Here is a 13,157-nt window from a genome sequence, read left to right on the forward strand (position 1 = left end):
TTCCTACCAGTCAGAGCCAGCTGGATTTGTGAACGGATTTGCGTTTTTTAGCGGATGAGGCTTTCTTGCCTTCCGGTCTGGCCTTCTCCAGGTCCAGGCCAAAGTGCTGTTGAGCGATTCGAACGGCGGCAAGGTTGTACACTTCAAGGTCAGTAGGTTCGTTGCGAACACCGGACCGGCAGACCCAGCGATAAATCCGGCGACCTTTGGAGAAGTCCATGGTTTTACGCTCAGCGGTCAGCCCTTTGAAATAGGCTTCGTCTGCCCATTCTGCGATAGGCAAGTGCATGTAACCACGGATCGGGTTATCTAAATCTTTCGCCTGAACCGCCAGACGGGAGTAAATAATATCTTTGGCGTTGTCGGTACCCACTTCGGTCAGGTAGACACCCTTGCGGTTTCGCTTACGGGGGAATGTAGCCACTGGCTTGCCGTAGATGGATGCGCCCTTGATGGGGATTCGTCGCATTGGGTCATGACGACACCATGCGTATACCTCGTCGGTATAGTGACCACCGGAGTCAATGCAGATCAGCCCGACAGGCATCTTTACACCAGAGGCATGATCAAAGGTACGGTCGAACCAGTCTGTAAGTTTCTGCCAGAGTACTTCACCGGATGGATCACCAATCAACCGTACATAATCAATCAGCCAGCTTTCTTCCCCCGGGCCGTAGGCTTTGATCTTCCCTTCAAGGCGGTCATCCTGAGTATCCACAGAACCAGCAATATAAACAGCACGATCCGGAATAGCAGGGAGATAATGTTCACGCCGCGCGTAGAGGTTTTCCCATTCCAGCTTTTCGCCGGTTTCGTCGTCCCAGGTTTCGCCAAGTGTCGTGTTCACAAAGGTTTTTAGTTTGCCCGGGTCGTCTTTAGCGTTGATGAAGTCCCGGACGATTCGCCCCCAGGTGGTGAATGGGCTGTACGCTGTCCAGACATACCAGGTGACAGAATCCGGTGTCTCCACCAGTTGCCCGGCCCTGAAGTATTCCATACCGTCTTTTGTGACCAGCCCTGTTTTATCACAACGCCATTCACCCTGTTCATGCAGGGGCGATAACTCATGTTGACGAATAACGCAGGCGTTGTGTTCACACAGGTACCAGGCGTCGTCCGGCTTGCCTGCGTCCCACTTGGTGCCAAAGGAGGCATCTTTGCCGCCCCACTTCAATGACTGTTTTTTACCACAATGGGGGCAAGACAGGTAAAAGCGGAACTCGGTCTCAGCTTCTTTGGCTGCCCGTTCTATCTGGCACTGGTCTTTTATCTTCGGCGTACTGCCCCTGATAGATTTAGGAAAAGCTGAACCTTCCAGACGCTTGTCACCGAGGTACGTGGGGGCGCCTTCTTTTTCAACATCTTCAGGGAAAGCGGCCAGCTCATCGTATTCAATAAAGTCCAGAGACTTTTCACGATAGTTTTTTGCAGCCGTTCCACCAAGACACCAGAGCTGACGCTGGTTGCTGAACTTCTTAGCGTCCAGTGTGTTGTTGCGATCCTTTTTCCCATACCAGGGCGCAAGGGCTTTCAGTACCGGAACGTCACGAATAGCCGTTTCAATATGCGCTTTCATGAATCCCTGAGCTGCCCCGTCAGTGGGTTGCAGGATCATACCGTTGCGCTTTTTGTGTTCGATCAGGTAACCCGTGGCAGCTTTTAGCATTTGTGAATAACCAACCCGGGCAGACTTCACTAGGTTAACCACCCGGATCTCGTCATTACCCATGCTGTTCAGAATCGCTACCTGAAACGGCGCAGTTTCCCAACGGCCTTCGATGTAGGCTGACTCAGCAGACAGGTAAAAGTTTTCGTTTGCCCATTCAGTGCAGGTCATTGGCACTGGCCGGTGCATGGCCATAAAGCCCAGCTTTGCAGCCTTACACAGATTCCGCAGCTGTTTCGGAGAGATATTCATCAAGATACTGGGGGATCAACTCATTGCCACGGGATATGGCGTTTTGTGATTTAACGATCTCGCGTTTGAAGTTTTCTAACTGGACCGGTGTCAGTTCCGGATGCTTGCGCTTCATGTTGAGAAGCAGGGTATCAAGAATGCCCGCTGCTTCAGCCAGGCACCGACCAAGAACAAAGCTTTGTAATTCAACAGGAGCCACTTCGCCCCGAGCTAGTTCGTTCTTTAATTCCTGTCCGTCTGCCTGCGCTTTGGTGAGTCGGTAACGTTCAAACTCAATCGAGTTTTCGTCAAGGTCTTCGATGCTGGTTGGTTGTTGTTTTGACACCTCATGAGCGAGGCGATTTTCCAGCACTGAACGAACATCGAAATAGACCGAACGACCAAACTTGCCAAGCGGCGGAACGCCCCATTTTTCAAAGGCTTGAACGCTAACACCCAGGCTTGCGGCCATGTTGGTTTTATTCAGCCAATGTGCTTCGGGCTGTGGTTGTTTTTTTCGTGACATTTAAACAACAACCTGACTCAGTAAAACCTCATAAATCCCCAATTTCCGCGCTTCCCCATACCCTCCAGCGGGGGAGGGCTGGAAAGGACCCGCTGAGGTCAGGGCTTTGACCTGTTATGTTGAGAAGCAAGCCAACGTTTGACCACTGCCATATCACTATCCTCACCCTCAGTAGTGAGCGGCACGGTATGAGCCCCGGTCCTGGCTTGTATAGTTCCAATCTCAAAGGGTGGAATGTGAATGCAGATCACAGCCTTACCTCTGCGGATGGTATCGTCTGGCCAGTTTGCATGAATCCAGATGGCTACCTGATCAGTGACGCATTCCAGCTTGAGGATCATGGGTCACTGGCGTTCTATTAACCAGTCTGCCTGAAGTACTGAGTAATACCAGTAATAACCAGGGAGATAAGGCCAGTAACAAACGCACCAAGGGCGACACGCCTGACATTTGCACCTACCTGCTCGGCAGCTTTGCGCTGTTGCCTGATGTAAATCAGGTCTGCCTGCATAGAACGAATCTCATCAGCGTCATTGACATCAATGCCCAACCTGAGCAGCAGCTCACTCACAGCCTCATGGGCTGCCTGCTTGGCAATGCGTTGCGCCTCATCCTTACTGATTGTTTCAGTCACTTCTTATTCCCTACCAACTTCCCTAACTGACTTTCCACAACCCCTCTTAACAATCTGCGGAACCCGAATGTATCAACGTATACCAACAACAAAGCCACCAGATACCAGTCCGGTGTCTGTTGCAGTGCAGTGAACCCAGCCATCACCGCTGTGGTGAGATCACCGGCCAGATAAATATCTTTGAGTAGAGCCAGCTCAATCAGGGGGGCAAGGAACAGGATTAATACAGGTGCGGTTGTGAATATCAGCAGATACTCATCCTTCCAACCCCGATGCTCAAAACTCAACTGATCCAGATTGATAGCGGCAGTGTCACCGGCTTCAGCTCGTTTAATCTGTGACTCAAGCTTGGCAACCTTCAACCGGGCCTGAGCACTAATCTCCATGCTTTTCAGGTTTGCCTTTTGCTTGGAACGTTCAGACCAGGCATTGATTCCTGTGCTAATCAGTCCAGTAATTGCTGTAAGCATCATTCAATCCACCAACTCAAAGTGCGGCATATCGACAAAGGTCTCATCACTGGTACGGCGGTTACCATTCCAGTCACCACCCCACCGAACCTTGATACCCAGTTCATCAGCCACTGCCATGATGTAACCGGCCATGTGTGAGAAGTAATCGCAGTCGTCCCAATCACTGGAATTAAACGGCCACGGCACGACATCAACCGCTCTGCTCGGAAGGCTGTTGTGCTTGCTCTGACCGAACCGGGCTTTACTTTTGCCAGTCCGGAAAGCTTCTTCCTGTTCTTCCCTGCCACGGTGACCGCAGATGATGGAGATGTCATAACGCTCCACCACCTTGTTCATCAGGCGTTGCAGGTCTGGGTGACAGGTATCCAGCCGGGCTTTTGATCGTTGGGAGAATGCAGGCATTGTTATTATTTGCTTTGGTGCTGGTGGAAAAGACCCCAGTCCCAGGGGGAATGGAACCGGGGCATTCACACACAGCAGGCAATGGGGGCGGGAGCTGGACTCGAACCAGCGACCTTCGGCTTATGAGACCGACAAGCTGACCATCTGCTCTATCCCGCCAAATAGGCATAAAAAAACCCCACGCCATTTCTGGGTGAGGTTTTCGATATTGATAATTATGTACTAAATCACATGCCAACTGCAAATTTATTGATTGATACTACATTATTACCATGGCTAGCAGGCGGTTCATAACAACCAAGAACATTAATCAACATTCCGGGCAATAAGTTTAATTCTTTTTCTACTTGGCTAATGCCAATTCCATAATGTTCCCACAGGGCTTTTAAAGCATTATTTACGAGTTCTGGCTTTTCTGACTCACCCAAAAGGAAATCATCAAACTCCTGCTTACCCTCATGCTTTTTCAATCTAATTATGGCGTTTTTATATTGCTGCTCCGTTATACGATCCAGTTGCCGGGCTCGGTAAAGCAGACACGCCTTGCTGACTTTGAAATAAGCTTTCAACTCTTTGATTTTCTCCCAGCTAATGCGATCCATTACCGGGCAAGCGGCCAAGAAAGTTGATCTTGGAACCAAAAAAGCACTAGCAAATCTATTTGCCTCTCCTTCTGTAGCCCTGCACCCCGTCAGACGCCCTTCATGCATGACCAGATGCCCACATTCATGAGCAAGATCAAATCTCAGTCGACCGGGGCTTTCTTTGTAATCGTTACGAACAATGACAGGCCTCTTAGAACTAACAGACAATGCATCAACTTCTCTGGATATTCCCTTAAAAAAAGTAACGGGTACTCCGGCATTTTCCAGACATCTGGTCATATTTGCTATAGGACCCAAGCCCAGTCCCCATTCTGATCTGACTTGCTCGGCGGCATTTTCTATATCTTCGGGATCACTCGCAGTGATTGACGGGATATTAAGTTCAGGAAAGTCCAGTTTTCCTTCCAGATAGCCAACTAAGCGCCGATAAATTTCAGCCATCGCAATAGTTGTGTTCTTCGTTCCTACTTTTGTACTTCTCAGTTTGCGAAAGTGAAACTGGTGCTCGCCAACCTGCCCAGGCTCGTAATGGAGAAAAAAGCCTTTTTTGACTCCTAACACTCCAGCAAGCCGTTCAGAAAACTCCTCAGATGGTATAGCCTTATCAGTTTCAAGCCGAGAGATATACTGCCGTGTAACCCCTAGAGCATCTGCAACTTCATTCAATGTCTTATTCGAATATAATCGAGCAAGCCTTACACTATTTCCAAAAAATGGCACGTTCACCTTCTATTCCTCATTAAGCTGAGCAATCTGGCTTAAGACTGCTCGCTCATCTCTGTTTTTTCGCCAGAATCGTCTTTTGGTATGAAGACTCTTGGCTCTGGTGCCTCTACCGCTTCGGGAAGACTACTATCAATCACATGCAAGGTACGGACTTTCTTCCTATATTCCCACGAAAAAAGCCTTTCTTCATACAGATTAAACCCTGCAAAAATTATCTTTGAATCCGATAACTCTTCAGCTTCGTCCATATCTCCTTTATGAGATAATGGTGCCTGAATATAAAAACGACAGGTAGCAAGCTCTGAAATCTGGTCAGGAAATGCCAATTCAAACTGACCAGCCTCATAATGCGACTGTCTAGATATATGTCTCTTTTTAGGGCTATCTACATCATGTTCCCGAGCAAAACGAAACGGCACTTCACCAATAGTAGGTGTTATATCATTACCGTCTTTTGCAAGATCCATCCAATCTGTATTTTGAGCCATATCAAGTAATGAATTCTTTGCTCTTCCGAAGAAACAACTTCCTCTAGTGTACCCATCATCAAACTTATCTGTGTGAGACTCTAAAGTTGTATTCACAGCCTGCAGCAAACGCTCTGCAATTTTTTCTAGCCGCTCCTGAGTAAGACTCTGGTGATACTGATTCGGGTGTAGATCCATAACTTCCCCTAAAGGTGCTGATTTTTAGATTTGTCAACCCGTATAATGGTGCTATTATTCTACTTTGTCAACCAAACGACTGACTGGTCGTAAAGATATTCTCTCCAAATAGTCACAAATTTCAGTACTCCAGAAAATCCATCGCCGATAATCTCGTTCAAAATGGGAGTAAGGTATTTCAAATCTTTCACATATTGCTTTCGGACCCAAAAAGTCTTTTCGTACGCTGTAAACTTTGTGCCGATAATTGTAAAAAGAAGCGATCACCACATCCTTGATATGACGACGGGTTTTTAAACGAACCTTATCATTGACGGCTTCCTCCACCAGCAGATCCAGCCACCGCCAGAGTTCAACCGAAAAACGATCACCCAAGCGCAAAGCGTTTTCAATCCGGCCAGCTTGTTGCTCAAGACGTGCAGCGTCCACCAGCAACTTATCTTCATCCAGTTCCAACAGTTCATTCAGGCGCTTGGTGTTCTTACAGCGCTTGATACGGGCTTCGAGAGTATCAGCCAGGTCTGCCAGCCGTTCCTGTTCATTGCGTAAGGCAACAACCTTTTGCCGGTTCTCTGCAAGGTTCAGAAGGGATTGATTAGAGCTGCTGTCCAGCTGGCCCAGTGGGGAGTAACACCAGTAGCACCAGCTTTTAAGATGATCGGGAAGCCTTTCAACAGCGGCTATGATTTTACCGGCTTCGGCACTGTCGCTGATCAGGCGGTTGGCATCCAGCTTAACCGAACGATCTTCTTGGTAATGCCCTACAGGATGAAAAGATGACAGCAGCTCTGCACGCTTCTGCTCATCCCGGGCTTCATCGTCGTGATGCTTCCGGTGAGCCTTGCGCAAGTAACCACTAAAGTCAGGTTCCCGTAGCGCATCGGTCAACTTAACCTCAAAGCCCTTGCTCCTGAGGTGGATGGAATATGCCTCGTGAATCGCCTGCCGTGCTGAATAAAATCTCATCCCTTCCCCCGAATCCTTTAACTACGCCGTTCGTAGTCACGCAGCCGTTCTAACTGCTTGCGAACACCCTCTGAGTACTCCCGGTGTCTTCTTTGTTCTTCTTTCAGCCTGAGTAACAGCTGTCTGATAATTTCCCGTTTGGGCAGAGCTTCGCCGGTCTCTGCGTCCACCAGCCCTAAACCGTCACACTGGGCGCATTCACTTAAAGAGCCGAACATTGCCCTGACCATGCCTTCATGACAATCCTGATAGCTGCACTTTTCTAACCGCCGTTTCTGGATGCCGTCCTTGCCACGCTGAATCAATACGGCACCTCATCCGCCATCAGGTAATCTGTGATTGCCTTTTTGGCTTCTGCTACGCCCCTGCAAACCACTGCCAGGTATCCTGCTTTATTCAACCGGTCCAGCCATTCTTTTTGTTCTGCACTGACATTAGAGTCATGGGGTTTGGCGGCCTTGAACTCGATAAATAATGCAGGCCACTGCCCTTTGGAAAGTGCGACCATAATGTCTGGTACGCCACGCTTCACACCTTCCCGCTTCATCTTTGCGCCAGCCTTGCCGCTACGCTGACCACCATTGGGAATATGGAAGGTGTGTTTATATACATCAGGGTGTGTAAACCTAAGCCAGTCGAAGAAGAGCTTTTGCTGTGGGCCTTCCCGATCAACAGGCGGTTTCCTGAACTTCCTGGTCATGGCTTTTTTGTACGCCTGTGGATCTGCATTAATCGCCATATCACCCCTCCGCCATTGCCATCATCAGAACAAAGATCAACGCCCAGAAGATAAGGCCACCCAGTAACGCCCACCCCAGACCATTGCCGTTTGACTCACTCATGACCCCAACCTCATACGCTTTTTAAATTCTGCATAGCCACCAGCAGGATTAATTCCTTGTGCTTTCATTGCTTCCTGTTGCTTACGATCGTTGTAGTGCGCTGACCGTTCAGCCGGATTAACAGGCTTTTTGTTGCTGTCGCTTTCCAGCAATGCCTGAGCGCCCTGTAACGACTTGCCTTTCATAACCCGGTGCATCAGGTAATCGTAATGACGCTCAAACATGGCTTTCAGGTTTTCACGACGCTGTTCAGTCTCAGCTCCCATGATTTCAAACCAGCCGGTGCGCTTGCCTGCCAGCCTGACCGCCTCATGACTCCACTGGTGTTTATCAACGTGGTGGCAATGCTGTTCCGCTTCATGCCAGGCTTTTTCAGTGTCAGGCATTCCGTAGTCTTCAGGCCTTGGCTGACACAATGCGGCAATGAATGGAATGTTTGGCCAGTCGTAGTCCTTTTGACGATCCACCAGCTTTTGCTTTAGCTTGCTGATACCGTTATCAATCTGCTCTCTGCTCAGGTTCATCACCTGGCCACCCCATTCACGCTTGGATAGCTTTTCTTCTGGCGAGTGTTCTTCACCTTCAGGTACCGGAAAAGTGACCTTGTACTTGGAGCCGTAAACGCTTTTAACCCGGGCGTAAAAGTAATTGACAGCGTTCCGCTGTTCGCGGGTCATCTCCTCAGAAGTCAGCGTCGAGGTCGAAGTCTCCAGCGGTGAATGGACGGGTAATTGCTGACCCTGTATGGCGGCGCTTACCTTGCTGATTGCGGTTTCCATGAGCATTCCCTCTCTGTTTTTCTAATTCCCGTTTCAGGCTGGTCTGTATGAACTTCTGTTGCCAAAGTCGTTGGGTGTTAGCCTCGTTGGGATCAGATTCAATCCGATACGTACGAAACTCCACAAGCGCCTGCTCAATACGTTCGCCCTGCTCGCTGTCCAGTGTCGTCAGGTCTAACCCGAGGGTTTTCGCCTGGTCCGTGAAGGTGTGATCCGGCTGCCAACTGGAATACATGGCGAATTTACGGCCAGTGGGTTGGCCAGGCTCAGGCTGGTGGTCAGGGTAAGCATCCACAGGATTAGCAAAACGCTGATCAAACGATGCCAGCGATTCAGCCTCGCGCGCGTTATGTGTGTGTGATGTGTTATTAACGGAAGAAACGGATGTATGTTGCTCTTCTTTGTTGCTCTGGTGTTGCTCTTCCTGTTGCTCTGGCTGCAGTTCTTCCTGTTGTTCTTGTGCCTGCAAACCTTGTGTTTTCTGGCTTTGCCTTTGTTCTTCTTCATGTTGCTGTTTTTGTTGTTGTGCCTGTTGCTGTCCTTTGTTGCTCAGGTGTTGCTCTTCATTTGAATGGAAAAAATCCGGTTGCTGTAAGTCAGTGGTCGCCAGTGGCAGACGAAACACCATCGGGTCGGTTTTACTCATCTTGGGCATGCGAACCACCAGCCCAACCCGAACCAGCTCTTCGATATAGCCTCTTAACTGCTGTGACGAAGGAATAAACGGTTTGATGGTTGAACGACGAGGGCGGCTTACCGACAGATACTCTTTAAACTGTTGATAACTGATGCGCCGACGGGCTGTACCGACAAAACCTGTGGAAAAGTCCATATAGCGACGAAGGCACAAAACATACAGGGTACGAGCCTCATGGGTCAGGTACTCGTCTTCAAGGGCTTCGTATTCAAGCTGGTTCATACGTCACCCCCTGACTGCGTTCCTGTTTCAGCTCCAGCTGTTGCCGGATCTCAATTTCCCGAAGGTGCTGACCAAGTCGAACAAGCCCTTTACCCGTCACCATGGTTTTGCTGTATTCGGTTCTTCCTTCATCCGGGTGATTAAACGACTTCAGCCGAACAGTAAAAAAGCCCTGGTCGATATAACGTTGATAAGGCAAGTTGCGGTCAGTGGGCTGCCTGGAGCCCATCATCAGGTAGCCGTACTCCCGAAGGAAATGAAAAAGCCGCTGAGAGCCCGTACCAAGCAATTTTGCCGCTTCCTGAACAGACACCTCCTGATCACTGGCAGTCACCGAGTCATGAAACTCTACCTTGGGGCGATCCTGTTCAATCTGGTTCTGCTGTTCTTGAATCGTTCGGTTTTTATCATCCAGTTGCTGTCGGGCCACCAGCACTGCACGGGCTAGTAGATCGTTGTCGTCTGCTGGTATGGGTTGCAGTTTTCCGGTTTTATAATCCAGAAAAGTTTGGTTGACCTGTAACTGAAAAGAGGGGCTGATCCACCCTGCATAAGAAATGGCGAGCAGTTCATGGGCAAAAGTGCCGCCGTTGCTTCCCTCTTTCCGGACTACGGGCAAACTCATCATATCTGATGAGTTAACCAGTTCTTCCACCAGCGCCTGTGTACTATAGAGACGTAACCAGTTCGATGGTTGCTTACCGCTGCCTTCCCCGCTGGCCTTATGCAGGGCATTCAGACTGAAACGCCCCTTATCGTCTGTGGTGATGGTGATACCGGCAATCACCGGCATATACGATACGTCCATACTGATTCCCCCTCAGCTGGATGCTTATTGTTGGTTCGGTCGTTTGCTTTTATGAAACTGATTAGAATCTTGCAGCTGATCAGTACACACCTGACAAAAACTGCACCCCGGGTGTTCGATCTGGCGTTGGCTGGATATCTGTAATCCGCATTGGGAGCAGTTGTCTTCAGAATGCTTAACGGTTAAATACTGAACACCTTGCAGCCGCGCCTGCTGACGACTGGTAATCATAAGAATCTTGCTGGTGGGTCTTTTCATGCTGGTGGCTCCTTGCCAGTGAATAACGCGGTTATTCCTGAAACTCTTCTGGCGGATAAATATCCGGCCGTAAATCGCTACGAGTCACCTGCTTGTTGGTTGCAGTCTCTATTTTTTTAGCCAGACTATGACTTGGCTGCTTCCTGCCGTATGCCAAATGCCGAAGGTAGGAAACTTCTGATCCAATCTCTCTGGCCAGTGCTTTTTTTTGGCCTGAATCCAGTGTCAGGTAGTGTTCTAAAAGTTTCATGAACAAAAATGTACTATTTAGGTACATATATTACAAGTTTTATTTAAACAAATGGGCGTGTACCCTGCTGGACAACTTTTATCTAATACCTTTATGGATATAAAAGAGATACGCAGACACAACGCCCGGCTACTGGCTAACCGGTTCAAGACCATGAGTCGCTTTGCTGATGCGATTGACCAGTCTGCAACCTATGTCAGCCGCCTGATTGGGAAGAACCCGACCAAAGCCATCGGGGGAAAAGTTGCGCGCGAAATAGAGGAAAGCTTTGACAAGCCACACGGCTGGCTGGATACGTATCGTGAGTCTCTTGACGACCAGAACAATAAAGAAGTTTTCTTCAGCAAGCAGTCTGCAACGGTATCATCTGATAACGACACACCCATAAGCCAAGAGAAAAAAGAAACCAGGCCGACAGTAGTAACGTCTTTCCAGCGTTGGCGAAAAATCTCTGAACTAGAGCACAAAGCCGCAGCACTTCTGGCAGAAGCAGAAGACGAGCAGCATAAGCTGGAAAAGCAGATTACCTCTGAAGTTGAAGGGATTCTGGCTGAACAGAGGCTGACTCTTTCAGCCAATATCTACAGAAACTCTTTTGATACAAGTCACCCGGAATGGAAGCGGATCATTCTATATATCCCATACAAAGAAGACGCTATCACCATTTATGAAAATGATCTGGAGGCCATAAATCCAGATGCCCTTTTCATTGCTCTGCCATCTGCGCCCAGTCACTTAGACCTGTTTGTCGTTGAAAAAGAGCACTACGGCGTGCTGCTTAGAGATCATGAATCAGCACCCGGTATACGCTCTATTGAAATCGATACACACAAGAAAACCATTAATACTGCCAACCTTGAAAACTTCAGTAATCTGAACGAACGCCCTGATGGATGGGGGGACTGGTTCTAGTCGATCCACTACTCGTTCTACTCCAAGCCCGGTTATCCGGGCTTTTTTGTGTCCTGAAAATACTCAGTCCTGACTTTTTACCTCTTCTTCAAAAAAAATGTACCTTTTTGGTATTGACATATTTACCTAAAAGGTACACATTGATAATCAACGTAAGCACCTTCAGGGATGAAGCCATGCAACAAGCCATAAAAATAAAGGATTTAAGCCAGCTGGTGGCCATACAGAAGTTAAGAACCCAACTGGCAGAACGGGACCAGAGCAAAAGGCAAAACAAAGGCGTTATTCGCCGCCTGGTCAGACTGCTAACCACTCAGGGAACGGGGATCGTTATGAATGGGAGCCTGCAAAAATGCCTGCATTGTGGCCGTACGGGTCAGGAGAAAATCCCCGTGTGCTGCCGGCACTGCAAGCCGTTTAGTCGTCCGGGCGGAAACCGAGCTGTTGAAATGGCTGGACGAACAGGACGAGCTGGAAAAGAGAGCCGAGCTTAGGCGGCTTTGGGAATCATCAAAACAACAACAGGAAACTATATGAACACTGCAAAACACCTGATGGTCGATATCGAAGCCGCAGGCAAAACCACTAGCGCGGCACTTGTCAGCATTGGTGCCGTCTTTTTTGACCCGGCTACCGGTGCCATGGACGAAAGCTTTTATGCGCCCGTCATACTCTCCAGTTCCCAGTATTACGACGGTGATATTGACGCCTCAACCGTTGAATGGTGGATGCAGCAGAGCGACGCGGCCCGGGCTGTGTTCAGTGACGAGAACCGCTGCAGCCTTAAAACTGTACTGGAACAGTTCAGCAATTTTATCAAAGTGAGTGCCGGTGAGAGTGACGTCTACGTCTGGGGTAATGGGCCTGCTTACGACAATGCCATCTTATCCCATGCCTTCCGCAAAACGTGGATCAGGCAACCCTGGTCATTCAGCAAAGACACCTGTGTTCGCACCATGGTCATGCTCGGGCGACAGATGGGTATTGATCCAAAGAACGAACTACCCAGAGAAGGCGAACACCATAACGCTCTGGATGATGCCATTCATCAGGCTCGGTACGTGAGCATTATCTGGCAGAAGCTGTTTGCAGTTCAGCAGTAAAAAACGAAGTAAAACAACAACCATAAACAAGAGAATAAAACGATGGATAAAACCCCATTCAGCCAGATCATTGCCTACCTCAATAAAGGCATGCTGGAAGCTGAACTGACCGATGAGCTGAGCGAATTGGTCAAAGCGGTGCGTGACACTCACCGGATGGGAGAGCTGACCCTCAAGCTGAAAGTGCAACTGCACAACGCCCGGGATGAAGACACCGTCATCATCACTCCTGCTGTGAATAACAAAAAACCAAGGCTGGATATGGCCAAAGCCATTATGTACTCCACAGCCGATGGCGACCTGCTGCGCAATGATCCGAATCAGCCTGAGCTGCAACTCAAAGCCATTGAATCAGATAACCGGCCACTGAAAACCCTGGCGCAGTAAGCGCC

General features: G+C 49.0%; 20 protein-coding genes and 1 tRNA gene. 5 read left to right on the plus strand and 16 right to left on the minus strand.

Translation table 11 applies throughout. The features are described from left to right. Window positions 1-10: 10 nt before the first annotated feature. Both V5J35_RS08635 and V5J35_RS08640 read right to left on the minus strand, forming a co-directional pair. Complete coding sequence (locus V5J35_RS08635; protein ID WP_354010862.1) at window positions 11-1,918, minus strand: phage terminase large subunit family protein; 1,908 nt, start codon at window positions 1,916-1,918, stop codon at window positions 11-13. Beyond that, window positions 1,881-2,423 (minus strand): terminase small subunit, encoded by a 543-nt coding sequence (locus tag V5J35_RS08640; protein ID WP_354010863.1) that lies wholly within the window; start codon window positions 2,421-2,423, stop codon window positions 1,881-1,883. Before V5J35_RS08640 ends, V5J35_RS08635 begins: the two co-directional genes overlap by 38 nt. Before the next feature lie 236 nt (window positions 2,424-2,659). Here V5J35_RS08640 and V5J35_RS08645 point away from each other — a divergent pair, with 236 nt between their 5' ends. Next, window positions 2,660-2,785: a hypothetical protein gene (locus V5J35_RS08645; protein WP_354010864.1), complete on the plus strand. Its 126-nt coding sequence runs from the start codon at window positions 2,660-2,662 to the stop codon at window positions 2,783-2,785. On the opposite strand, the gene V5J35_RS08650 is transcribed toward V5J35_RS08645, so the two are convergent. From V5J35_RS08650 to V5J35_RS08715, 14 genes are all read right to left on the minus strand, one after another. Beyond that, a complete protein-coding gene (locus tag V5J35_RS08650; RefSeq protein ID WP_354010865.1) occupies window positions 2,782-3,057 on the minus strand; it encodes a hypothetical protein in 276 nt (91 codons plus the stop codon). The two genes, V5J35_RS08645 and V5J35_RS08650, sit on opposite strands and share 4 nt — an antisense overlap. Further along, window positions 3,054-3,530 carry a hypothetical protein gene (locus V5J35_RS08655; protein ID WP_354010866.1) on the minus strand — a complete coding sequence of 159 codons (477 nt, stop codon included), beginning with the start codon at window positions 3,528-3,530 and terminating at the stop codon, window positions 3,054-3,056. Before V5J35_RS08655 ends, V5J35_RS08650 begins: the two co-directional genes overlap by 4 nt. Further along, window positions 3,531-3,932, minus strand: coding sequence for a M15 family metallopeptidase (locus tag V5J35_RS08660; RefSeq protein ID WP_354010867.1), 402 nt, complete (start codon window positions 3,930-3,932; stop codon window positions 3,531-3,533). It lies immediately after the preceding gene. Between the two features lie 82 nt (window positions 3,933-4,014). After that, a tRNA-Met gene (locus V5J35_RS08665) sits at window positions 4,015-4,091 on the minus strand. A gap of 68 nt (window positions 4,092-4,159) precedes the next feature. Then, window positions 4,160-5,263: a helix-turn-helix domain-containing protein gene (locus V5J35_RS08670; RefSeq protein ID WP_354010868.1), complete on the minus strand. Its 1,104-nt coding sequence runs from the start codon at window positions 5,261-5,263 to the stop codon at window positions 4,160-4,162. A gap of 32 nt (window positions 5,264-5,295) precedes the next feature. Then, window positions 5,296-5,928: a hypothetical protein gene (locus tag V5J35_RS08675; protein ID WP_354010869.1), complete on the minus strand. Its 633-nt coding sequence runs from the start codon at window positions 5,926-5,928 to the stop codon at window positions 5,296-5,298. 54 nt (window positions 5,929-5,982) lie between these two features. After that, on the minus strand, window positions 5,983-6,894 hold the full coding sequence (locus V5J35_RS08680; RefSeq protein ID WP_354016316.1) for a hypothetical protein: 912 nt from the start codon (window positions 6,892-6,894) through the stop codon (window positions 5,983-5,985). Between the two features lie 17 nt (window positions 6,895-6,911). Further along, complete coding sequence (locus V5J35_RS08685; protein ID WP_354010872.1) at window positions 6,912-7,199, minus strand: hypothetical protein; 288 nt, start codon at window positions 7,197-7,199, stop codon at window positions 6,912-6,914. After that, window positions 7,196-7,633 (minus strand): VRR-NUC domain-containing protein, encoded by a 438-nt coding sequence (locus tag V5J35_RS08690; RefSeq protein ID WP_354010873.1) that lies wholly within the window; start codon window positions 7,631-7,633, stop codon window positions 7,196-7,198. The genes V5J35_RS08685 and V5J35_RS08690 overlap by 4 nt, the downstream gene beginning before the upstream one ends. 99 nt (window positions 7,634-7,732) lie before the next feature. Next, the gene (locus tag V5J35_RS08695; protein ID WP_354010874.1) at window positions 7,733-8,515 is read right to left on the minus strand and encodes a replication protein P; all 783 of its coding nucleotides are present in this window, start codon (window positions 8,513-8,515) and stop codon (window positions 7,733-7,735) included. Next, window positions 8,418-9,434 (minus strand): DnaT-like ssDNA-binding domain-containing protein, encoded by a 1,017-nt coding sequence (locus V5J35_RS08700; RefSeq protein ID WP_354010875.1) that lies wholly within the window; start codon window positions 9,432-9,434, stop codon window positions 8,418-8,420. Before V5J35_RS08700 ends, V5J35_RS08695 begins: the two co-directional genes overlap by 98 nt. Then, window positions 9,421-10,242, minus strand: a complete 822-nt coding sequence (locus tag V5J35_RS08705) for a phage antirepressor KilAC domain-containing protein (RefSeq protein ID WP_354010876.1) — start codon at window positions 10,240-10,242, stop codon at window positions 9,421-9,423. The genes V5J35_RS08700 and V5J35_RS08705 overlap by 14 nt, the downstream gene beginning before the upstream one ends. Window positions 10,243-10,266: 24 nt before the next feature. Next, window positions 10,267-10,500: a hypothetical protein gene (locus V5J35_RS08710; protein ID WP_354010877.1), complete on the minus strand. Its 234-nt coding sequence runs from the start codon at window positions 10,498-10,500 to the stop codon at window positions 10,267-10,269. 31 nt (window positions 10,501-10,531) lie between these two features. Further along, window positions 10,532-10,750 (minus strand): transcriptional regulator, encoded by a 219-nt coding sequence (locus tag V5J35_RS08715; protein WP_354010878.1) that lies wholly within the window; start codon window positions 10,748-10,750, stop codon window positions 10,532-10,534. A 93-nt stretch (window positions 10,751-10,843) separates the two neighbouring features. Between V5J35_RS08715 and V5J35_RS08720 the strand changes: the two genes are divergently transcribed. From V5J35_RS08720 to V5J35_RS08735, 4 genes are all read left to right on the plus strand, one after another. After that, window positions 10,844-11,662, plus strand: coding sequence for a helix-hairpin-helix domain-containing protein (locus V5J35_RS08720; protein WP_354010879.1), 819 nt, complete (start codon window positions 10,844-10,846; stop codon window positions 11,660-11,662). 176 nt (window positions 11,663-11,838) lie between these two features. After that, window positions 11,839-12,156: a hypothetical protein gene (locus V5J35_RS08725; protein WP_354010880.1), complete on the plus strand. Its 318-nt coding sequence runs from the start codon at window positions 11,839-11,841 to the stop codon at window positions 12,154-12,156. Window positions 12,157-12,195: 39 nt separating this feature from the next. Further along, window positions 12,196-12,765 (plus strand): 3'-5' exonuclease, encoded by a 570-nt coding sequence (locus V5J35_RS08730; RefSeq protein WP_354010881.1) that lies wholly within the window; start codon window positions 12,196-12,198, stop codon window positions 12,763-12,765. Between the two features lie 42 nt (window positions 12,766-12,807). Next, window positions 12,808-13,152: a hypothetical protein gene (locus V5J35_RS08735; RefSeq protein ID WP_354010882.1), complete on the plus strand. Its 345-nt coding sequence runs from the start codon at window positions 12,808-12,810 to the stop codon at window positions 13,150-13,152. The last annotated feature ends 5 nt before the right edge of the window (window positions 13,153-13,157 follow it).

It is taken from the genome of Endozoicomonas sp. NE40, from assembly GCF_040549045.1.
GTDB lineage: Bacteria > Pseudomonadota > Gammaproteobacteria > Pseudomonadales > Endozoicomonadaceae > Endozoicomonas_A > Endozoicomonas_A lisbonensis.